Here is a 19,527-nt window from a genome sequence, read left to right as displayed (position 1 = left end):
TTGGCGGTTACTCGCCACAACCCGGAGATCGACGAATGAAGCGCTTTCTTGCACTTGGCGCCGCCGCCATCTGCCTCCTCTCGCCCGCCCTTGGCCGCTCCCAGGCACCCGCGGCCGACCGCCTCCCCGCTCCCACGCCCGATCCCGCTATCGCCGCCGCGCTCCGCACCATCTCGCCGGACGCCATCCGCGCCGACATCGCCAAACTTGTCAGCTTCGGCACCCGCAGCACGCTCTCCAGCATGGATACCGACCTCCCGCCGGGCCAGGGCATCAACGCGGCCGCCGACTGGATCGAGTCCCAGTTCCGCGCCATCTCCGCAAACTGCGGCGGCTGTCTGGAGGTCAAGCGCGACACCTTCATCCAGCAACCGACCTCTTTCAACGGCCGCCCCAGCCGCTTCGCCGGCCCCACGCGTCTGGTCAACATCTACGCCATTCTCCACGGCACCTCCACCGACAAGAATGCACCCTGGACCCTCGTCACCGGCCATTACGATTCGCGCGCCACCGACGTCATGGACTCCCACATCGCCGCTCCCGGCGCCAATGACGACGCCAGCGGCGTTGCCGTCTCGCTCGAGTCCGCCCGCTCTCTCTCAAAGCTCAAACTCACCGGAACCATCGTCTTCGTCACGGTTGCCGGCGAGGAACAGGGCCTCAACGGCTCACAGCATCTTGCCGAGCTCGCAAAGTCCGAAGGCTGGCCCCTCGTCGCCGCCCTCAATAACGACATCGTTGGCGGTGACACCACTCCTGGCGAAACCCAGCAGCGCAAGGATGTCGTTCGCGTCTTCTCCGAATCCGTTCCTGCCACCGCCACGCCCGAGCAGCAGCGCCAGATCCTCTCCCTTGGCGCCGAAAACGACTCGCCCTCCCGCGAGCTCGCCCGCAGCATCGCCGAGCTCGCGCCCGCCTACTTCCAGCCCGGCCGCCGCGCGAAACAGCCGCAAGCTGCGGCATTCCGTCCCGTGCTCGTGCTTCGCCGCGACCGCTACCTTCGCGGTGGCGATCACACCAGCTTCAACAACGCAGGCTTCGCCGCCGTCCGCTTTACCGAATGGCGCGAAAACTTCAACCACCAGCACCAGACCCTGCGCACAGAAAACGGCGTCGAGTATGGCGACCTCCTCAAGTTCGTCGATACGGATTACGTCGCACGCGTGGCCCGCCTGAACGCTGCCGTCCTCGCTACGCTTGCCGCCGCTCCAAGCGAGCCCCGCAACGTGCACGTCCTTACGCGCAATCTCGACAACAACACCGAACTCGTCTGGGACGCATCTGCCTTTGCGCCACCGGGCACAACCTACGAGGTCGTCTGGCGCGACACCACAGACGAGCTCTGGACGCACGCCCGCAGCACCGGCGCGGAAACGCACATAACCCTGGACGTCAGTAAGGACAACGTCCTCTTCGGCGTTCGCGCGGTCGATGCCGCCGGTCATCGTTCACTTCCCGTGCCCCCTGTTCCGGCGAGACAATAGCAACGCATGCGCTCCAGTGGCCCAACTTTTCTCGCGCTACCCGCCTTTCGCGGCCTCACGCGGAAGCTCATCATCCTCGCCATCGCGAGCTTCCTGTTCTTCTTCATTCTCGGGATCGTCTCGCCCAGGCTTGGCGGCACCATCATTGGGCTGCTGATCCTCACTCCGGAGCTCGCTCCTAAGCTGCCCTGGCAGTTCATCACATGGCCCTTTGTGGGAGACGGCCTGCTCAGCCTGATCTTCGCTCTCCTCACGCTCTGGTACTTCGGCTCCGCCCTTGAGGACGAACGCGGCACCCGCTGGTTCGCCGAGCTCTTCTTCTTCACATCGATTGCAGGCGCCATCCTCGCCACCCTCCTGAGCCTCACCGTGGGTCGTGCCCTGCCCATCATCACAAATGGCAGCAGCAACGGACTCTGGCCCGTCAGCCTCGCTCTGCTGCTGGTCTACGCGCGCATCCACGCCGAAGAGCCGATGACCTTCAACTTCATCTTTCGCGCGCGCGCCAAATACATCGCAGCCGGATTCCTGCTCTTCTACCTGGTCATCGACTTCTTCACCGGTCGCCGCTTCGACGGGCTAAATACCATCTGCAACTGCATCTTCGGGTGCATTTATCTCCAGATGGCTCCTGCGCGCGGTCTTCGACACGGCGTATCTGAAGGCCTGTTCGGTCTGCGCAATCGCTACTACCGCGCCAAGCGTCGACGCGCCGCCAAAAAGTTCCAGGTCTACATGCGCAAGCAAGGCAAGGACGTCAACATCGACGCGAGCGGCCGCTACATTGGCCTTGATGACGAAGACCCGGACGACCGCCGCCGCATGAACTGACCTGATTCACAGCCCTTCCACAACCATCTGCCATCGCAAGCCGCCTCACGCGAATCCAATCAATCTAGGAGTACCCATGCAGACTCGCGCACTCGGCACCTCAGGCCTCGAGATCGTCCCCCTCGTTCTCGGCGGCAATGTCTTCGGCTGGACCATCGACGAAGCCCAATCCTTCAAAGTGCTCGACGCCTTCGTCGACCGCGGCTTCAACTGCATCGACACCGCCGACGTCTACTCCTACTGGGTCCCCGGCCATACCGGCGGCGAGTCAGAAACAATCATCGGCCGCTGGTTCGCTCACTCCGGCAAGCGCGAAAAAGTAATTCTGGCGACGAAGGTCGGCATGAAGATGCCGAACGTCGGGGAGGGTCTGCGCAAGGACTACATCCTCCGCGAAGTGGAGCAATCGCTTAAGCGGCTGCAGACCGACTTCATCGACCTCTACCAATCCCACAAGGACGACGAATCCACACCGCTCGAAGAGACTCTCGAGGCCTACGCCGAGCTGCTCAAAAGCGGCAAAGTCCGCGCCATAGGAGCCTCAAACTACAAAGGCGAGCGCTTAACGCAGGCAATGGAAACCGCAAAGCAGCGCAACCTTCCCGCCTACACGACGCTCCAGCCCGACTACAACCTGTACGACCGTCAGGACTACGAGTCCGATCTCGCGCCCGTCGCCGCCAAATACGGCCTCGGCGTCATTCCATACTTCTCGCTCGCCTCCGGTTTCCTCACCGGCAAATACCAGAGCCTCGAAGACACGAAAGGCAAGAACCGCGGCTCCCGCGTAGAAAAGTACTTCAACGATCGCGGCATGAAGATTCTCGCCGCGCTGAAGCAGGTCTCCGGCGAAACCGGAGCCCAGCAGGCCTCTATTGCTCTCGCGTGGCTCCTGGCCCAACCCACCATCACCGCGCCCATCGCCAGCGCAACCAGCCCACAGCAACTCGAAGCACTTTTCGCCGCGGTCGACCTGAAGCTCAGCGACGCCCAGCTAAAGGCGCTCACCGAAGCGAGCGCCTTCTAGCCGAATATCGTGCTTCACAAAGCGGCAATCCACAGGAATATTCGTTTTTCCACCATAATTCTCCGGAAAAACGAATGTTCCACGTGGAACAGCTCTTAAGGCCTGTGTGCGATCCGCAGATTCAACTCCCGCAACTGCATCTCGCTCACCGGCGTCGGCGCATCAACCATCAGATCGATCGCCTTCGCCGTCTTTGGAAACGCAATCACCTCGCGCAGCGATGACGCACCCGCCAACAGCATCACAATCCGGTCCAGTCCCAGCGCAATCCCTCCATGCGGAGGTGTGCCGTACTCCAGCGCATCCAGGAAAAATCCAAAACGCTCATGCGCCTCTTCGTCACTCATTCCAAGCGTACGGAATATCTCCGACTGCACATCCTTGCGATGAATGCGGATCGACCCTGACCCAAGCTCCATCCCATTCAGCACCACGTCATACGCCAGCGCCCGCACCGCGCCCTTGTCGTTCCAAAGTGCACCGGACTTGATGTCCTCTTCATGCGGAGAGGTGAACGGATGATGTGCCGCATCCCACTGCTTCGTCTCTTCGTTCCACTCGTACATCGGGAAGTCCGTGACCCAGAGGAACCGGAAGTCTTTCGCCGTTCCGGTCTGCGCGAATAATCCGTGCTTCTCCGCGAACTTTTTCGCAAGCTCCAGCCGCAGCGCACCTACGCGCTTCGGAATCCATAACCTGTCGTTATTCCACGTCGTTGCCGTTCCCGGCTTCGCTGTGATCACGACGGCCAGATCATCGGTCGTGAAGTTCTCTCCGCAAAAGACAATCTGCTCCGCCGTCAGCTTCGCGGCAATCGCTTCGGCGAGCGGGACAAACGCCTCGTTCGTGCGCAGCCGCGCCACATCCAGAAAATCCAGCCCAGTGTCTCCCAGGCTCGCGCGAATTTCGTTCACGAGCGCTTTTCGCGCTGTCCCACTCATCTCACCGGCCTTCGGAATCGTGAAGCCATACACCGGCAGCGTCGGATCGATCTTCAGCGTCTCACGCAGCTCCGGTGTCAGCTCGTCGGATAAATCCACCATCGCGGGCAGCCGCATGTCCGGCTTGTCGATGCCATACTTCGCGATCGCCTGGTCGTAGGTCATCTGCACAAAGGATCCTTGCGGCAGTTCAACTCCTGCTGCCGAGAACGCCGCGCGCAGAAATCCTTCGACGATGCGAAACACCGTCTCCTGTTGCGGAAACGTCATCTCCAGGTCGATCTGTGTAAACTCCGGCTGCCTATCCGCGCGCAGGTCCTCATCGCGGAAGCAGCGCGCAATCTGGAAGTAGCGATCGAAGCCGGAGATCATCAAAATCTGCTTGAAGATCTGCGGGGACTGCGGCAGCGCGTAGAAGCTGCCCGCATGCACGCGGCTCGGCACAAGGTAATCGCGCGCGCCCTCCGGCGTGGACCGTGTCATGAACGGCGTCTCGATCTCCAGGAATCCCTGCTCGACCAGATAATTCCGAATCGCCATCGCGACCCTGCTGCGAACGGCGAAATTCTTCTGCATCTCTTCGCGGCGCAGGTCGATGTAGCGATACTTCAGCCGCACCTCTTCGTTCGCTATGGCGTCTTCTGCAGGCGAAAATGGTGGCGTTTTCGCGTCGTTCAGCAGCAACAGCTCCTGCCCAACAACCTCGATCTCTCCGGTCGCCATCTTCGGATTCGTCAGGCCCGCGCCGCGCATCCGCACCTTGCCGGTGACGGCAACAACATACTCCGGCCTTGCCGCCTCTGCCTTCGCGTGCGCTTCCGCCGATACGCTCTTATCGAATACCACTTGCGTAATCCCGCTGCGGTCGCGCAGGTCGAGAAAGATCAGTCCGCCATGGTCGCGACGCCCATTCACCCATCCCATCAGGGTGACGGTCGAGCCGGCGTCAGATGCGCCGAGCTCGCCGCAACGGTGCGAGCGTTGAAGAGATCCTAAAAAGTCTAGTGTCACAATCCTTCTATTGTACGGAGTCCACCGTGCGAACCTCCCTGCGTTTCGCAAAGGCAAACTTCCACAACGCATCAATCGCCAGCGCGAGACTGCCGCCCACCACCGTATTTACTAGCCGGATATGGGCGGCCGCTGTTTCCGAGAATCCGCCGAATCGGAACAAAAAGACGATATAGAGCGTGATAAAGAACGAAAAAACGGCATAATTTACTGCTTGCAGCGCATAACATCCCCACGCGCTCACGAGCACCATTGCCGGCATTACCCACGCCGGGTATGGCATGAACCTGGCCATCATCAGCGCAAACCCCGCGCCGGCAACCGTGCCCAGCATGCGCGCAATCCCGCGGCTTAGTGTGTTGGCCCACTGTGGCTTCAGCACCAGCAACGCTGTCATTGGAATCCAGTAGCCGTTGCGTACATGAAAGTAGCGGTAAATCTCGGTGCCGGTCAGCAGCACTATCGCCAATCGCGCCACATAACCAGCGGTATCGCCGTGCAGGGTCAGTTCATCGCGGAGGCAATGCCATAGCTCCCGCAGTCGACGCGGTATTCGCTCATGCGTTCGTTGTTCGCCCGGCTCTCGCCTTTTGGGACGCAGCAGGTAGAACAACCAGAACACCACAATTTGCAGCGCGCCACCCGCGAGAACCATTCCCGTGCGGCCCAGGGCATAGTGAGGCCCATTCGCGAAGTAGCTTGCGACGATGACGAACACGCCGCTCTGCTGCCCGATCCATCCTTCCGTCGGCCCGAGCCCCGCGAGCAACCCATAGTTCACGGCCGCCACAAACACCACTGCCAGGACCACCACGGTCCACGGCGCAGCCAGACTTCCCGCCAGCGTTGCCGACGCAAGGCCCAGCGTCGTGACCGCCATACTCAAGAGCACCGACGCCAGCGCCTCGTGAAACACAGCAAATCCGACCGTGAAGGCGCTGCCGGCCGCGATTGCGCCCGCGCTGCGATGACCGGTCAGCCAGCCCAGAAGCAGCGCGAGGCCGACCGCAAGCACGGCAACCACGCCGGACCATGGCGTCCGGTTGATCCACGGAAACGCGGTCGTGTCTTCCGAGATGGTGAAGAGCCGATGCATTTTCAAAACTGGAGTTTGGATGCGTCTCCCTCTCGCGTGACGGCTGGATGTCGTTTTGCAGCCTTACCGGCACGCACACGTCTGAGGTCTAGAGACTCGTTCTGCGATGCAAAATGTCTCGTCTGCCGCGCTTTTTTTCTAGATGCCGGTGAGCGATCGGTCTATGCTTCCGCGCATGCATTCCATTCAAATCGCTCTGCTCTCTGGCGCGATTGCTGTATCCATTCTGCCCGCATCTGCGCAGAACGCAGCCGCGTCGTCCGCAACTCCAACTGCTCCCGCAATCGCGGATACCTGGAATCATCTGACGGCACTTCCGGCGCACGCGCACATTCACGTCGCGGCCGATCATGGCGGCGCGACCTGCTATTTCATCTCCGCAGACGATCAAAATCTGACCTGCGGGCATAAGGACGGCGCCGACAAAGCGCGGCACGTTTTCCCGCGTGCGGACGTCAAGAGCGTCAAGCTCACGCGCTACGGCATCTCCACACTCGGCGGCGCCGCAATCGGCGGGGGCGTGGGTGCGATCATCGGCGTCGGGACGAGCCACCCTGGCGGCTTTATTGACTTAACCGGCGCTTATCGAGCGGCGTGCGCTGTCGTCGGAGGTATAGGAGGGGCAGCAGTTGGGGGACCCACCGATATGTTCCGCGGACCAACGGTCTACCGTCGTGTCGAAACGAAATAATTTCGCCTGACTTCTGCCGGCATCACGGCTGCGGCTTGGTGGTAACTCCGGGCGTGCCGCCCTCGCTGCCCGGCTTGTCCTTCCCGCCGATCCCGCGATGATGCACTGAATACAACGCGCAGCTTTGATTGCACGCTGCACCGACCGAGACAATCCTGGTCGCTACCACCTGGCGAGGCTGCCCATCGCCGGCCTCCTTCACGCTTGCTTCGACGGTGACAGTGTGCCCTGACAGCTTTGCACCCACTCCCTCGCCGCTAAGCAGCGAACAATGATCGGGCTCGCAGAACGTCAGGTGCCCATCCATGTCCGTCATCACGCATCCCGTGAAACGCGTGCCTCCGCTCTGTGCCGCCGCGACGGCCACACCTGCGAAGACGATCAGCGCTAACGCAGCCTTCATGATGAAAGCTCCTTCTCCGCCTCTTTCTCTTCCAGACCTTCGTTCAATAATGCCCACGATTCAATCAGGATCCGCGGCACGAAGATCGCCATCATCACCAGCATGATCGCCACCGGCGGAAATCGATGGAACAACAGCGGCACAAAGAATGCAATCAGCATTGTCAAGCAAAAGAGCCCCAGCTCCCAGACGATCGCGTGCTTCACGTGCCACAGCGGCCGGACCGGATGCTTGTGGATCTGCATGTACGGCAGCAGCAGCTCCGCGATGCAGTAGTACAGTGCCAGCGGTACTAACAACCACGCCGCGGAAATGTCGCGCAGGTACGCTCCGCCGAGCAGCGCTGCGACATAGTGCGCCTGCAGATCGAACCCGTACATCTCGTGTCCCGTCACGCTGTAGCTGTCCGCCGAGCTTTCCGCTCCGACGACCACAATCTTATCTTTCAGATCGAACTGCTTCGTACCTGCGCAGTTGAGGCCCCAGTGCTTCACCGCATCCGGAGCTCCCGCGGTGCACAGCAGGTTCGTCGCGGTCTGTTTCTCCAGCGAATCGGTCACATCCGCATAAGGCTGCTGCGGGCTACCGATCAGCTTTTGAAACCTCTTCGTCTTCGTAAGCGCGGGGTTCGTCAGCTGGGTCGTGACCAGCGCGAAACTTTCGCCCGAACGATCACTCGCGACTTGCTTGTCGCCGTCCTTCGCGAACACCTGCCACACGAGTGGAATTTTGAGCGGGTCCTCGTTCAGCCTTGTCAGCCCGGTATGTACGACTGCCCCACCAGCCTGCGCGGTTGAGCCGTTGCCACCCGCGACGGGCGTGAAAAGCTGTTGCGTCAGCACAAGGCACGAGGATGTGTTGCTCTGCTCGGAACTATGCGTCGATGCGCCCACCACGACCGGCACCTTCAGCGCGGCGATCGTCGCCAGCAGCTTCGCGGTATCAGGATCATCGGGAGCGCACGATCCCTTGCCGTAGAACTTGTCGATCGCGATTACGGCCGGTTGCTGCGCCGCAATCGCCTGCAGCAGGTCCGCGGTAAACGCCCTTGCGGGGCACACATTCGCCTGAATCTGATCGAGGCCGCTCTCTATCGCGACCATGCTCACCTGTTGCGAATCCTTCAGCTTCGCGAATGCAAGCACGCGGCTGTACAACGGCGTCATCAGGACACTTTCGCTCGGCGCAGACGTCTTCAGGTCGCAGCTTTCCGACTGATAGACATGCCCCTCCTGCAGCTCCCACCCAATCAGCAGCAGCGCCACGACGGCGTAGCCCACGCGGCCGACGATGCGGCGCACGCGCCGGCGCCGCGCCTCTGAACCCGCACTGGTCTGTGCATCAAGCATGACGAAATGGGCCGCACCAGTGTTGAATTCGCACTGGCATCTTCGCGTCTTTCGGTGCCACCGACTCTACCGCACCCGCCGGGCCATTCCAATGCTGTCTTTAGTCACCTAGCGTTGCCGGAGAGCGTCCGCCAATTCGGCGCGCCGCACCTTTCGCTGCTCGCCGGTCGCGAAGGTCTTCACGGTGGCTTCATTGGCGGCGAGCTCATCTTCACCCAGCAGCACAATGGCCCGCGCCATACGGTCGGCGACCTCGAAGCTCTTGCGCAGCTTGAAGGTGCCGTCACCTACCTCGACGCTCAGCCCGGCGCGCCGCAAGTCCCTTGCCACCGCCAGGGCAGCGGCATTGCGCTCGATGCCCAGCGGGGCGATGTAGGCGTCCAGCTTCTCCTCGGCAGGGGCGGAACCGGCTGCTTCAGCGTCTTGTTTCGCCTGCTCTTGTAGCACGAGGATCAGGCGGTCTTCGCCGATCGCGAACCCGATCCCCGGGGCCTTCGGGCCGCCGAGCATCTCGCTCAGGCCGTCGTACCGGCCGCCGCCCAGAAGGGCATTCTGCGTGCCCAGTCCCGTCTGCACCGTGAACTCGAAGGTCGTGCGCGTGTAGTAGTCCAGCCCGCGCACGAGGCGGGGATTCACGTGGTACGGCACGCCGCACGCATCGAGCGCCGCGCGCACCTGCGCAAAGTGCTCGCGTGAGGCGTCGCCGAGGTAGTCGGCGATCTTCGGCAGGCCGTTGATGATCTCCTGGTCCTGCTCATCCTTGGAGTCCAGCACGCGCAGCGGGTTGGTCTCCGCTCGACGCTGGTTGTCGGGGCAGAGACGGTCCTTTACCGGCGCTAACGCTTCGCGCAGCGCTGTGTTGTAGCGTGCACGGTCCTCGGCATTGCCCACCGAGTTCAGCTCCAGCCGCCAGTCGCGCACGCCCAGTTCATCCAGCAGGGAAGCGAGCATTTCCAGCACTTCAGCATCACGCAGCGGCGACTCCGACCCGGAGCTCGGCGGGCCGATCACCTCCGCGCCGATCTGCCAGAACTGGCGGTAGCGGCCCCTCTGCGGACGCTCGCGCCGGAACTGTGGCCCGATGTAATAGAGCTTCTGCAGCGCGCCGGTCTCGCCCATCTTGTGCTCGATGTAAGCGCGAACGACGCCGGCCGTCGACTCCGGCCGCAGCGTCAGCGATTGTGCTTTTTCGCTCGCAGCGCGGGCCCGGTCCTCCCACGTGAACATCTCCTTGGAGACGATATCCGTCTCCTCGCCCACGCCGCGGGCGAACAGGTCGGTCGTCTCGAACACGGGTGTGCGAATTTCGCCGAAGCCATAGCGCGCAAAAACCGCGCGCGCGGTCGCTTCCACGCGGTTCCACAGCGGAGTCTGGTCAGGAAGAAGATCACGGGTGCCGCGAACGGCCTTGATTTGTAAGCCCGCCGCTCGCGATGGGCGCGCCTCACCGCGAGGCGCGCCCTTGTCATTGCCGGAAGTCATAGAGCTTCCAGTCTATCGAAGTAGCCGAGGAGACACTTAGACCGGCGAACCGCCCTGCGTCCGAATCTCATCCATCTCGTGTGTCTGAATCTTGGTGTCGATGAGGAATCCGCCGCCGATCGCCAGCGGAATCAACCCGACCGCCGCGCCACAGAGCACAGCCCTCTCCTGCAACACTGCCGACAGAGCAATGAAGAACAAGATGATGCCCACCGCGCTGGCCAGGAGCACCACGCCTGCCAGCCGAATGTTTGCGCGCCGCCGCCGCAGGTCAGCCGTCGGCCGGCCATGTGTAATGGCAAGCTCTTCCGGCGTCGGCGGAATCGGAACACCGCGCGCGATGGCTTCGAGGCGCTCCCGGGACTGAATCTCACGGTTTCGAACGCCCGACCACATACTGAAGGCGACAATTCCAAGAATCATCGCGCAGCCCGCAACGGGCACGATAAAGGGGCTATACGCATAATCACCAGCTTCATGCATTGCCAAAACTGCAAGATCTACCATTTGCTTCCTCCCGGCCTGACCGTCTGGGTCAGCGTCAACATCACGTCGGCCTCAGACTGAGCCGGCGTCCGAAAGTTTCACTCGCCACTCTGAAACTTTTGCGCGATCCTGAAGTCTGACTCTCCCGCACCCATGCGCGCCGACCTTACATCGCCGCAGGCCTTCGAATCCCTGGTCCGCGAGCACCAGTCGATGGTCTTTCGCACCCTTTCGCGGATGACCGGGGCCGGGCCGCATGTCGAAGACCTCGCGCAGGAGGTCTTTCTGCGCCTCTACCGCGCCCTTCCTGAGTTCCGCGGCGACTCCGCGATCACCACCTATCTCTACCGCATCGTCGTCAACGTCGCGCAGGATGAGTGGAAACGCCGCCGCCGCGATCGCGAGTTCGTCGCTACTCCACCCAGCGCGATGGACGACGAAGCGTCCGAGTGGATCGAGAACCTGCCCGGCGACACCCTGCACGGCCACGCCCGCACGCCGGAACAGCTCCTGTCCGACGCCGAGCTGCAAAACGCCGTCGACGCCGCCCTGCTTTCGCTCTCTGAGCCCGAGCGCGCCGTCCTGGTCCTCTACCACCAGGAGGATTGCAGCTACGAGGCTATCTCCGCCGCCCTGGAGATGCCCATCAACACCGTTCGCACCCACCTGCACCGCGGCCGGAAACGGATGAGCGCGCTTATCCAGGCGCAACTCTCGCCATCACGGCCCATGACGCCGCCGCGGTATCCTCAACCTCTGGAGGCCCGATGAACAACATGGACAACAAACTCACGCCTCCGCGCGGCCCTATGACAGACGACGCGCGCCTCACGGCTGCACTCGAGCACAAGCCCGAGCTGCAGATTCCCGCCGACTTCGCCGCAAAGGTCGCGGCCCTTGCAGTAGCCCAGCCGCCGCGCCGCCGAAGGATCGTACCGCAGTTTGGCAGCCTGATTGCTCTCCTCTCGGTTCCGGTGGCGGCGTTAGCACTGTTTGCTTTGGCGCTCCACGCCACGCCCAATCTCCATAGCCTCAGCTTCGATATCGAGCTTGCACTTCTCGCCGAGCTTGGCATCATCGGCTGCTGGCTCAGTCAGACATTCAGTTCGCGGCTCTCGCGCTAGTCAGCAGCTTTCTTCCACAGATGTTCCGATGGAGTCGGGCATCCGCGCGAACATCTGCGTGCATCGCAGTTTGTGGGGACAGACACGGAGCTCGCGGTTACATGCAACCTCCCCGTGTGCAACTTCGAGCTTCGTGACTGCGACCGACATCCTTCTGATTCCTTCCCATCCTCATCACAAAAAATCAAAAAGGGCCGCGCCTTTCGGCGACGACCCTTTGGTATTGGCATGCTGCTTGCTAGTCCTTATGCATGAGAGAGCGAGTCAGCAAGTCAGTCCGCTGATTCGGCACTGACTTGCCAGTTTGCAGAGCTGTTAGCGGCAGCCGCCCTCATCCTCGCAGCGCTCGCGCTTGTGGATGTCGTGCTGCTTGCGGACGTGGTTCGCAACCAGGCCGCCGCCCGCGCCTACACCAGCGCCAAGCACTGCGCCCTTCGGTCCGCCCATCAGGCCGCCGACTACCGCTCCGCCCACCGCTGATCCGCCGACGATCTTCGCTTTGGTGTGATGGTGCGCGTCATGCTCTTCCTGCACGTGCTTGGCGTGATAGTACTGGTCGCTATGCTGCGCCGACATGCCGACCGGCAGCAGAAACATCGATCCGATTACCAACTGACCCATAAACTTCTTCATTGTTTTTCTCCTCAAAAGCTGAAGGAATCGCTCCGCAAAATCTCTTGTTTCAAGCCCACTTTCGTATCTGCGGCCCTCTAATGCGATGCCCCTCGCGTGCGCGCCGGATGCACTCAAAAAAAGAATTCTTGGGGCAACCCTTGCGCGATGCGAAGCCCGGGTGTACCGTAAAGGCGATGTCTCTGTCGTCCATCGCGTTCTTTGCTTTTCCGTACCGCTACTGGTGGACAGTAGCGGCCGCGGCGGACTGACTTCTGCTGAAGTAAAGAGACTCAGCAGACTGCATCAAAAAGCCCCGAGCCGCGAACTCAATACGAGTCGCGGCTTTCGTTTTTACGACCCAGCTAACGAGGATCGAGCATCACATGAGCACCACGCACCTAACCAGCCCGATAGCGATGCCCACAGCGTCAACGCCCGGGCGCTTTGGCAAGTACGGCGGCCGCTACGTGCCCGAAACCCTCATGGCCGCGCTGCTCGAGCTTGAGCACGCCTACGCCGACGCGCAGAAGGACGAAGCCTTCCAGGCCGAGCTTGCCTCGCTGCTCCGCGACTACTGCGGACGCCCCACGCCGCTCTACTTCGCCAAGCGCCTCTCTGAAACCCTCGGCGGCGCAAAGATCTATCTCAAGCGCGAAGACCTGCTCCATACCGGCGCGCACAAGATCAACAATGCGCTCGGACAGGCGCTGCTAGCCAGACGCATGGGCAAGCAGCGCATCATCGCCGAGACCGGCGCGGGCCAGCACGGCGTTGCCACGGCCACGGTCTGCGCGCTCTTCGGCCTCGAATGCGTCGTCTACATGGGCGAAGAAGACATGCGCCGCCAGGAGCTCAACGTCTTCCGCATGCGGCTGCTTGGTGCGGAGGTCCGCGGCGTCAGCTCCGGCTCCGCCACGCTCAAGGACGCCATCAACGAGGCGATGCGCGACTGGGTCACCAACGTCCGCGATACCTTCTACATCCTCGGCTCGGCGCTCGGAGCGCATCCTTACCCGACGATGGTCCGCGACTTCCACCGCGTCATCTCGCGCGAATCTAAGCGCCAGATCCTCGAGCACGAAGGCCGCCTGCCTGACGCCATCGTCGCCTGCGTCGGCGGAGGGTCGAACGCCATCGGCGCCTTCTACGAGTACATCCCGGAGAAGAATGTGGAGCTCATCGGCGTCGAAGCCGGTGGCCGCGGGACTGCACTCGGAGAACACGCTGCGCGGTTCTCCGGAGGCTTGCCCGGCGTCCTGCAAGGCACCTACAGCTATGTCCTCCAGAACGACGCCGGACAGGTCGCGCAGACGCACTCCGTCTCCGCCGGCCTCGACTACGCCAGTGTCGGCCCCGAACACGCCATGCTGCACGACAGCGGGCGTGCAAAGTACACGTCAGCCACCGACGCCGAAGCCCTCGAAGCCACCAAGATTCTCTCGCGCACCGAAGGCATCATCCCCGCCCTCGAATCCGCACACGCCATCGCCGAAGCCATCAAGCTCGCGCCAAAGATGGGTCGCGACAAAATCCTCATGGTCAACGTCTCCGGCCGCGGCGACAAAGACATGGGCATCCTCACCCGGGAGTTGGCACTGTGATCCGTTTCGACCGCAAACCCGGCCTCGTCATCTACCTCACCGCGGGCGACCCCGACCTCGCCACGACGCGCGACATGGCCATCGCCGCCATCGACGCGGGCGCCGACGTCATCGAGCTCGGCGTTCCCTTCAGCGATCCGCTCGCCGACGGCCCCGTGATTCAGCGGGCCAGCGAACGCGCCGTCGCCCGAGGCACGCGTCTCGCCGACGTCCTCGAAACCTGCCTCGACATCCGCAAGCTGCGCCCGCAAGCCGGCATCATCCTTTTCAGCTATCTCAATCCCGTCATCCGCATGGGTATGGCCGAGTTCGCCAAAGCCGCGAAGGCGCACGGCGCCGACGGCGTCCTCCTCACCGACATGATCGTCGAAGAAGCCGCCGAGTACCTCGACGTCATGCGCGCCAACGATCTCGCGCCCGTCTTCCTCGCCGCACCCACCTCGCCCGACGATCGTCTCCGCGCGATCGCCGAGCACTCGCGCGGCTTCGTCTACGCCATCTCGCGCGTCGGCATCACCGGCACGCAGACGGAGCTCGCCGCGGACGCCGAAACGCTCGTCCGCCGCCTGAAACAGTTCACGGATCTTCCGATCGCACTCGGCTTCGGAATCTCGAACGCCGATCATGTTCGCTCGGTCAGCGCCTTCGCTGACGCAGCCGTGATCGGAAGCGCCATCGTCGGCCTCGTCGAAAAAACTCCAGCAGCTGAAGCCGCGCAAGCCGTCGGCGATTTCGTCCGCTCTCTCCGCGGAAACGATAACGCCACGCACAACAACGCCAACGAGATCGCCCGCGAGGTGCACGCATGATCTCCTCGACCAACACGTATCATCAACATGAGGCACGAGGACTATGGACATCGCCGACTGGCGCAAGAAAATCGACGAATTGGATGAGCAGATCGTTAAGCTGCTCAATGAAAGAGCCGCCTGCGCCATCGCCATCGGCGAGATCAAGCGCAAGGACGGCGCAGCCATCTACGAGCCGCAGCGCGAGCGCCAGGTCATCGAGCACGCCCGCAACGCCAGCCCGGGCCCGCTCGCTCCTGAGCAGGTGCAGGACATCTACGAACGCATCATGGACATCATGCGTTCGCTGCAGCGGCCCGATCATGGCATCCCAGCCTCACACCAGCAAGTCTCCGGCAGCAAAAGCTAGCCACATCTCGCGCGCCTCGCGCACACATTTGCAAGAGAGCGCCGTCATGCGGACGGCGCGGGAAGGAATCCAGTGATGATCGTCGCAATGCAGGACCGAGCCACGGACGAACAGATTCAGCACGTAATCGAGCGCATGGTGGAGTTGGGTTTCAACGTCCACCGCACTACCGGCGAGACGCAAACGATTTTGGCCGGTGTCGGCACACCCGCGCACTTTGAGGTCACCGAGTTCCAGGTGTTGCCCGGCGTGCATCAGGCCTACCGCATCTCCTCGCCCTACAAGCTCGCGGGCCGCGGCTTCCGCCCGGAAGGCACGCGCGTGCGCTTCCCCAATGGCGTTGTCGTTGGCGGCGAAGAGGTCGTCATCATGGCCGGCCCGTGCTCGGTGGAGAGCCGTGATCAGATTCGCCTCAGCGCCAAGCAGGTTGCTGCTGCGGGCGCGCAGTTCCTTCGCGGCGGCGCATTCAAGCCGCGCAGCTCGCCCTATAGCTTCCAGGGCATGGGCGTCGAAGGTCTGAAGATCATGCGCGAGGCCGCCGACGAATACGGCCTCCTCGTCATCACTGAGGTCATGGAGATCTCGCAGATAGAAGTCATGCTGCCGTATATCGACTGCTTCCAGATCGGCGCGCGCAACATGCAGAACTTCAACCTGCTCCGTGAGCTCGGCCACGTGCGCAAGCCCTGCCTGCTCAAGCGCGGCATCTCCGCCACCATCGAAGAGGTTCTGCTCTCCGCCGAGTACATTCTCTCCGGCGGCAACTACGACCTTATGCTTTGCGAGCGCGGCATCCGCACCTTCGAGACCTACACGCGCAACACGATGGACGTCTCCGCCATCCCCGTGCTCAAGAAGCTCACGCACCTTCCGGTGCTCGGCGATCCATCGCACGGTGTCGGCAAGCGCGACCTTGTGCCCGCGCTCGCTCTTGCCTGCGTCGCGGCAGGCGCTGACGGGCTGCTGATGGAGATGCATCCGAACCCGGACAAGGCGATGTCGGACGGCGCGCAGTCGCTCTTCCCGGCCCAACTCACCGAGCTCGTCGAGCGTCTCCGCAGACTCGCTCCCGTCGTCGATCGCAGCATCGCTCCGGCAGTCGCCGCGGCCCACGCGTAAGGGAGCACGCGCATGCGGCGCATCGTCGTCAAACTCGGGACGAACGTCATCATGCGTCCTGACGGTAAGGTCGCGCTGGGACTGCTCTGCGGGCTCGTGGAGCAGATCGCCGCACTCCGCAACCGCGGCATCGACGTGCTCGTCGTCAGCTCGGGCGCTATCGGGCTCGGCGCAGAACGTCTCGGACTTGCCGAACGGCCCAAGGCGCTTGAACAAATTCAGGCATGCGCTGCCATCGGCCAATCACGCTTGATGGCTCTCTACGACGACGCATTCGACCGTCTCGGTTGCCGCATCGCGCAGGTGCTCCTCACGGAAGACGACTTCCGCGATCCTGTCCGTCACGCGAACCTTCGCGCCACACTGCATTCACTCCTCGCACTCGGCGTCATCCCCATCGTGAACGAGAACGATACCGTCTCGACGATGGAGCTCGATCGTCCGCTAGTTCCTCCTCACGTCAACGACGAGCAGGGCGAACACGTCGGCGAACCACGGACCAACGGCACACAAGGCCGCCTCTTCGGCGACAACGACAAGCTCTCTGCGCTGTTGCTCACGCACATCGACGCCGATCTGCTTGTTCTTCTGTCGGACGTCGACGGCCTCTACGACCGCAACCCTGCAGAAACTGGCGCAACGATCATCCCTTCGGTCTCGCAGATCGACGCACGCGTGCTCGAGCTCGCGCACGGCGGCAACGGTCGCGGGCGCGGAGGCATGCTCTCCAAGCTCGAATCCGCGCGCATTGCACTCGACGCCGGGAAACAGGTCGTCATCGCCAATGGCCGCACGCCCGCAGTGCTCGAGCGCATCGTCGACGGCGAGGAGGTGGGCACGCGCTTCGCATCCACTCATCAGGTCGCTGGGGTCACGCGATGAGTTCCGCGAGCGTACGCGAGATCGCAGAATCAGCCAGGCGTGCCTCTCGTTCGCTCGCATCGCTCGATGAAGCGAAGCGCAATCGCATGCTCGAAGCGATGGCCTCTGCGCTCGAACAATCGGCCTCGGAGCTCTTTGCCGCGAACGCTGAGGACATGCAGCGTGCCTCCGCTCTAAGTGCAGACGACGCGCTGCCCGAAAGCACACTCTCCCGGCTCAAGCTCACGGAAGCCAAACTCGACGAGATGACCGTGCAGGTTCGCTCGGTCGCCGCACTGCCGGATCCGCTCAATCGCAAGCTGGACGCCATCGAACTCGATGACGCCGATCCCTATGTCTCTTCAGCGCGCGAAATGGCGAAGAGCGGGCTGCACCTCGAGAAGATTTCCGTTCCGCTTGGCGTGCTTGCAGTGATCTTCGAAGCTCGTCCGGATGCCGTAACCCAAATCTCCTCGCTCGCCATCAAATCCGGCAACGCCGTCATTCTTAAGCCCGGCCGTGAGGTAGAGCACACCGCAAAAGCCATCGTGCGCGTGCTGCGCAGCGCTCTGGCAACCGAAGCAGTCCCCGAAAATGCAATCTCGCTCGTGCTCGGGCGCGACGAGGTCAACGATCTCCTCGCGATGCACGACCTCGTCGACATGGTGATCCCGCGCGGGTCAAAGGCGCTCGTCGAGTACGTGCAGGCGAACACGCGGATTCCCGTCCTCGGCCACTCCGAGGGCATCTGCCACATCTATGTCGACAGCGCCGCCGACCAGGAGCTCGCTCTGCGCGTGATCGACGACGCCAAGTTCGACTACCCAGCAGCCTGCAACGCAGTCGAAACCGTTCTCGTCCATCGCGACATCAAAGATCAGTTTCTTCCGAGGTTGTTGAACCGTTTGCGTGATCGCAACGTTGTGGTTTACGGCGATGAGCAGGTGCGATCCATCAGTAACGACGTGCAACCGGTCACCACGTGGCACTGCGAGTACGGCGTACCCGAGCTCGCGATCGGCATCGTCGATTCGCTCGATGCCGCGATCGATCACATCCACGCCCACGGCTCTTCGCACACGGAATCGATCCTCACGGAAGATCCCGATGCCGCAGAAAGATTTCTCCGCGAGGTGGACGCCGCCGGCGTCTTTCACAACGCTTCCACGCGCTTCGCCGACGGCTTCCGCTACGGCTTTGGCGCCGAGGTGGGCATCAGCACCAGCAAGCTGCACGCCCGCGGCCCCGTCGGTCTCGACGGCCTGACCACCTACAAGTACGTTCTGCGCGGCCACGGCCACATCGCCGGAGACTACCGCGGGCCGGATGCCCGCTCCTTCACGCACCGCCGCGAGGCCAAGTCGTGAAGGTTCTGATTATCGGCACGGGCCTGATCGGAGCCTCCATCGGCCTCGCCCTCAAATCGCTCGACGACTTCTCCGGCGAGGTGCTCGGCTGGGATGCGGCCGCGACTGAGCTCCAGACGGCTCTGCGCATCGGCGCGATCGACCGCGCCCTCGACAACCGTGAATCTGTCCTGAAGCCGGATGTCGCCGACATAGTTGTCCTGGCTACGCCGGTGCTGCCAATCCTCGACTGGATGGAGCGCCTGGCACCGGTACTCGGCGAGGCGCAGCTCGTCACCGACGTCGGCTCAACGAAGCTGGAGGTTGTTCGTCGCGCGCGGAGTCTCTTCAACCAGCCGGGGCGGGCGAGATTTTTGCCGGGGCACCCCATGGCGGGAAAAGAGGCGGGCGGAGCCGCGCTGGCCGAGCCTGAGCTGTTCCGCGGGGCGGCGTGGCTCTTCACTCCTGTCGATGATCAGCGGTCCGAGATCGAGCGCCAGTGGATTGCGCTCGTGGGGCGGTTCGGAGCGCGCGTTATGGAGATGGATGCCGCGCGGCACGACGAGGTGTGCGCGTGGGTCAGCCACTTGCCGCAGATGCTCTCCACCGCCCTGGCCGCGCTTCTCGAGGAGACCTTCGCCGGTGATCCGGAGGGAATGGCTGCGGTTCAGGCGATCGGTGGCCGGGCGCTGCGCGAGACCACGCGGCTCGGCGCGAGCCCGTACAGCATGTGGCGCGATGTAGCCCTCACCAACACCGAGCCGATCGCGCGTGCCATCGCCGCACTAGAGCAGCGGTTGCAGCATGTGCGCGAGAACCTGCGCACGCCCGCGCTGCGCGACGAGTTCCGAACGGCGAATCGGTTTCGGGAGAAGGGGTAGGGTACCCCTCCCCCTGTTTTT

The 19,527-nt window shown here is 62.8% G+C and carries 20 protein-coding genes; 13 read left to right on the top strand and 7 right to left on the bottom strand.

Annotated elements, in window-relative coordinates:
• The first annotated feature begins 35 nt into the window (after nt 1-35).
• From VGU25_02165 to VGU25_02155, 3 genes are all read left to right on the top strand, one after another.
• Nucleotides 36-1,484, top strand: coding sequence for a M28 family metallopeptidase (locus VGU25_02165; GenBank protein ID HEV2575992.1), 1,449 nt, complete (start codon nt 36-38; stop codon nt 1,482-1,484).
• A 6-nt stretch (nt 1,485-1,490) separates the two neighbouring features.
• Nucleotides 1,491-2,315, top strand: a complete 825-nt coding sequence (locus VGU25_02160; protein HEV2575991.1) for a rhomboid family intramembrane serine protease — start codon at nt 1,491-1,493, stop codon at nt 2,313-2,315.
• A 76-nt stretch (nt 2,316-2,391) separates the two neighbouring features.
• The gene (locus tag VGU25_02155; GenBank protein HEV2575990.1) at nt 2,392-3,342 is read left to right on the top strand and encodes an aldo/keto reductase; all 951 of its coding nucleotides are present in this window, start codon (nt 2,392-2,394) and stop codon (nt 3,340-3,342) included.
• A gap of 95 nt (nt 3,343-3,437) precedes the next feature.
• Here the strand turns inward: VGU25_02155 and aspS are convergent, their stop codons facing one another.
• Together aspS and VGU25_02145 are read right to left on the bottom strand one after the other, a co-directional pair.
• Entirely contained in the window at nt 3,438-5,294 is a 1,857-nt protein-coding gene (gene aspS, locus VGU25_02150; protein ID HEV2575989.1) for an aspartate--tRNA ligase, read from the bottom strand.
• Nucleotides 5,295-5,301: 7 nt separating this feature from the next.
• Nucleotides 5,302-6,390 carry an FUSC family protein gene (locus tag VGU25_02145; GenBank protein ID HEV2575988.1) on the bottom strand — a complete coding sequence of 363 codons (1,089 nt, stop codon included), beginning with the start codon at nt 6,388-6,390 and terminating at the stop codon, nt 5,302-5,304.
• A gap of 175 nt (nt 6,391-6,565) precedes the next feature.
• On the opposite strand from VGU25_02145, the gene VGU25_02140 reads away from it, so the two are divergent.
• A complete protein-coding gene (locus tag VGU25_02140) occupies nt 6,566-7,081 on the top strand; it encodes a hypothetical protein (protein ID HEV2575987.1) in 516 nt (171 codons plus the stop codon).
• A 22-nt stretch (nt 7,082-7,103) separates the two neighbouring features.
• On the opposite strand, the gene VGU25_02135 is transcribed toward VGU25_02140, so the two are convergent.
• From VGU25_02135 to VGU25_02120, 4 genes are all read right to left on the bottom strand, one after another.
• Nucleotides 7,104-7,484: a hypothetical protein gene (locus tag VGU25_02135; protein HEV2575986.1), complete on the bottom strand. Its 381-nt coding sequence runs from the start codon at nt 7,482-7,484 to the stop codon at nt 7,104-7,106.
• Entirely contained in the window at nt 7,481-8,833 is a 1,353-nt protein-coding gene (locus VGU25_02130; protein ID HEV2575985.1) for a CHASE2 domain-containing protein, read from the bottom strand. The genes VGU25_02135 and VGU25_02130 overlap by 4 nt, the downstream gene beginning before the upstream one ends.
• A gap of 108 nt (nt 8,834-8,941) precedes the next feature.
• Nucleotides 8,942-10,315: a histidine--tRNA ligase gene (gene hisS, locus VGU25_02125; protein ID HEV2575984.1), complete on the bottom strand. Its 1,374-nt coding sequence runs from the start codon at nt 10,313-10,315 to the stop codon at nt 8,942-8,944.
• Between the two features lie 36 nt (nt 10,316-10,351).
• Nucleotides 10,352-10,822: a hypothetical protein gene (locus VGU25_02120; protein ID HEV2575983.1), complete on the bottom strand. Its 471-nt coding sequence runs from the start codon at nt 10,820-10,822 to the stop codon at nt 10,352-10,354.
• A gap of 132 nt (nt 10,823-10,954) precedes the next feature.
• Between VGU25_02120 and VGU25_02115 the strand changes: the two genes are divergently transcribed.
• The gene (locus VGU25_02115; protein ID HEV2575982.1) at nt 10,955-11,572 is read left to right on the top strand and encodes a sigma-70 family RNA polymerase sigma factor; all 618 of its coding nucleotides are present in this window, start codon (nt 10,955-10,957) and stop codon (nt 11,570-11,572) included.
• The gene (locus VGU25_02110; protein ID HEV2575981.1) at nt 11,569-11,925 is read left to right on the top strand and encodes a hypothetical protein; all 357 of its coding nucleotides are present in this window, start codon (nt 11,569-11,571) and stop codon (nt 11,923-11,925) included. Before VGU25_02115 ends, VGU25_02110 begins: the two co-directional genes overlap by 4 nt.
• Before the next feature lie 315 nt (nt 11,926-12,240).
• Here the strand turns inward: VGU25_02110 and VGU25_02105 are convergent, their stop codons facing one another.
• Nucleotides 12,241-12,558: a hypothetical protein gene (locus tag VGU25_02105; protein HEV2575980.1), complete on the bottom strand. Its 318-nt coding sequence runs from the start codon at nt 12,556-12,558 to the stop codon at nt 12,241-12,243.
• A gap of 365 nt (nt 12,559-12,923) precedes the next feature.
• On the opposite strand from VGU25_02105, the gene trpB reads away from it, so the two are divergent.
• The 7 genes from trpB to VGU25_02070 all read left to right on the top strand — a co-directional run bounded on the left by trpB (nt 12,924) and on the right by VGU25_02070 (nt 19,506).
• A complete protein-coding gene (gene trpB / locus VGU25_02100; GenBank protein HEV2575979.1) occupies nt 12,924-14,141 on the top strand; it encodes a tryptophan synthase subunit beta in 1,218 nt (405 codons plus the stop codon).
• Entirely contained in the window at nt 14,138-14,950 is an 813-nt protein-coding gene (gene trpA, locus VGU25_02095; GenBank protein HEV2575978.1) for a tryptophan synthase subunit alpha, read from the top strand. The genes trpB and trpA overlap by 4 nt, the downstream gene beginning before the upstream one ends.
• Before the next feature lie 43 nt (nt 14,951-14,993).
• A complete protein-coding gene (gene pheA / locus VGU25_02090; protein ID HEV2575977.1) occupies nt 14,994-15,299 on the top strand; it encodes a chorismate mutase in 306 nt (101 codons plus the stop codon).
• Nucleotides 15,300-15,374: 75 nt separating this feature from the next.
• Nucleotides 15,375-16,418 (top strand): 3-deoxy-7-phosphoheptulonate synthase, encoded by a 1,044-nt coding sequence (aroF, locus tag VGU25_02085; GenBank protein ID HEV2575976.1) that lies wholly within the window; start codon nt 15,375-15,377, stop codon nt 16,416-16,418.
• Nucleotides 16,419-16,430: 12 nt separating this feature from the next.
• Entirely contained in the window at nt 16,431-17,300 is an 870-nt protein-coding gene (locus tag VGU25_02080) for a glutamate 5-kinase (protein HEV2575975.1), read from the top strand.
• Entirely contained in the window at nt 17,297-18,646 is a 1,350-nt protein-coding gene (locus VGU25_02075) for a glutamate-5-semialdehyde dehydrogenase (protein ID HEV2575974.1), read from the top strand. The genes VGU25_02080 and VGU25_02075 overlap by 4 nt, the downstream gene beginning before the upstream one ends.
• Nucleotides 18,643-19,506 (top strand): prephenate dehydrogenase/arogenate dehydrogenase family protein, encoded by an 864-nt coding sequence (locus VGU25_02070; GenBank protein HEV2575973.1) that lies wholly within the window; start codon nt 18,643-18,645, stop codon nt 19,504-19,506. The genes VGU25_02075 and VGU25_02070 overlap by 4 nt, the downstream gene beginning before the upstream one ends.
• Nucleotides 19,507-19,527: the final 21 nt, after the last annotated feature.

Source organism: Acidobacteriaceae bacterium, assembly GCA_035944135.1.
In the GTDB taxonomy this organism is placed as follows: Bacteria; Acidobacteriota; Terriglobia; order Terriglobales; family Acidobacteriaceae; genus Granulicella.
Note: the sequence above shows the minus strand (reverse complement) of the source record. Positions and strands in the feature narration are given on the sequence as shown.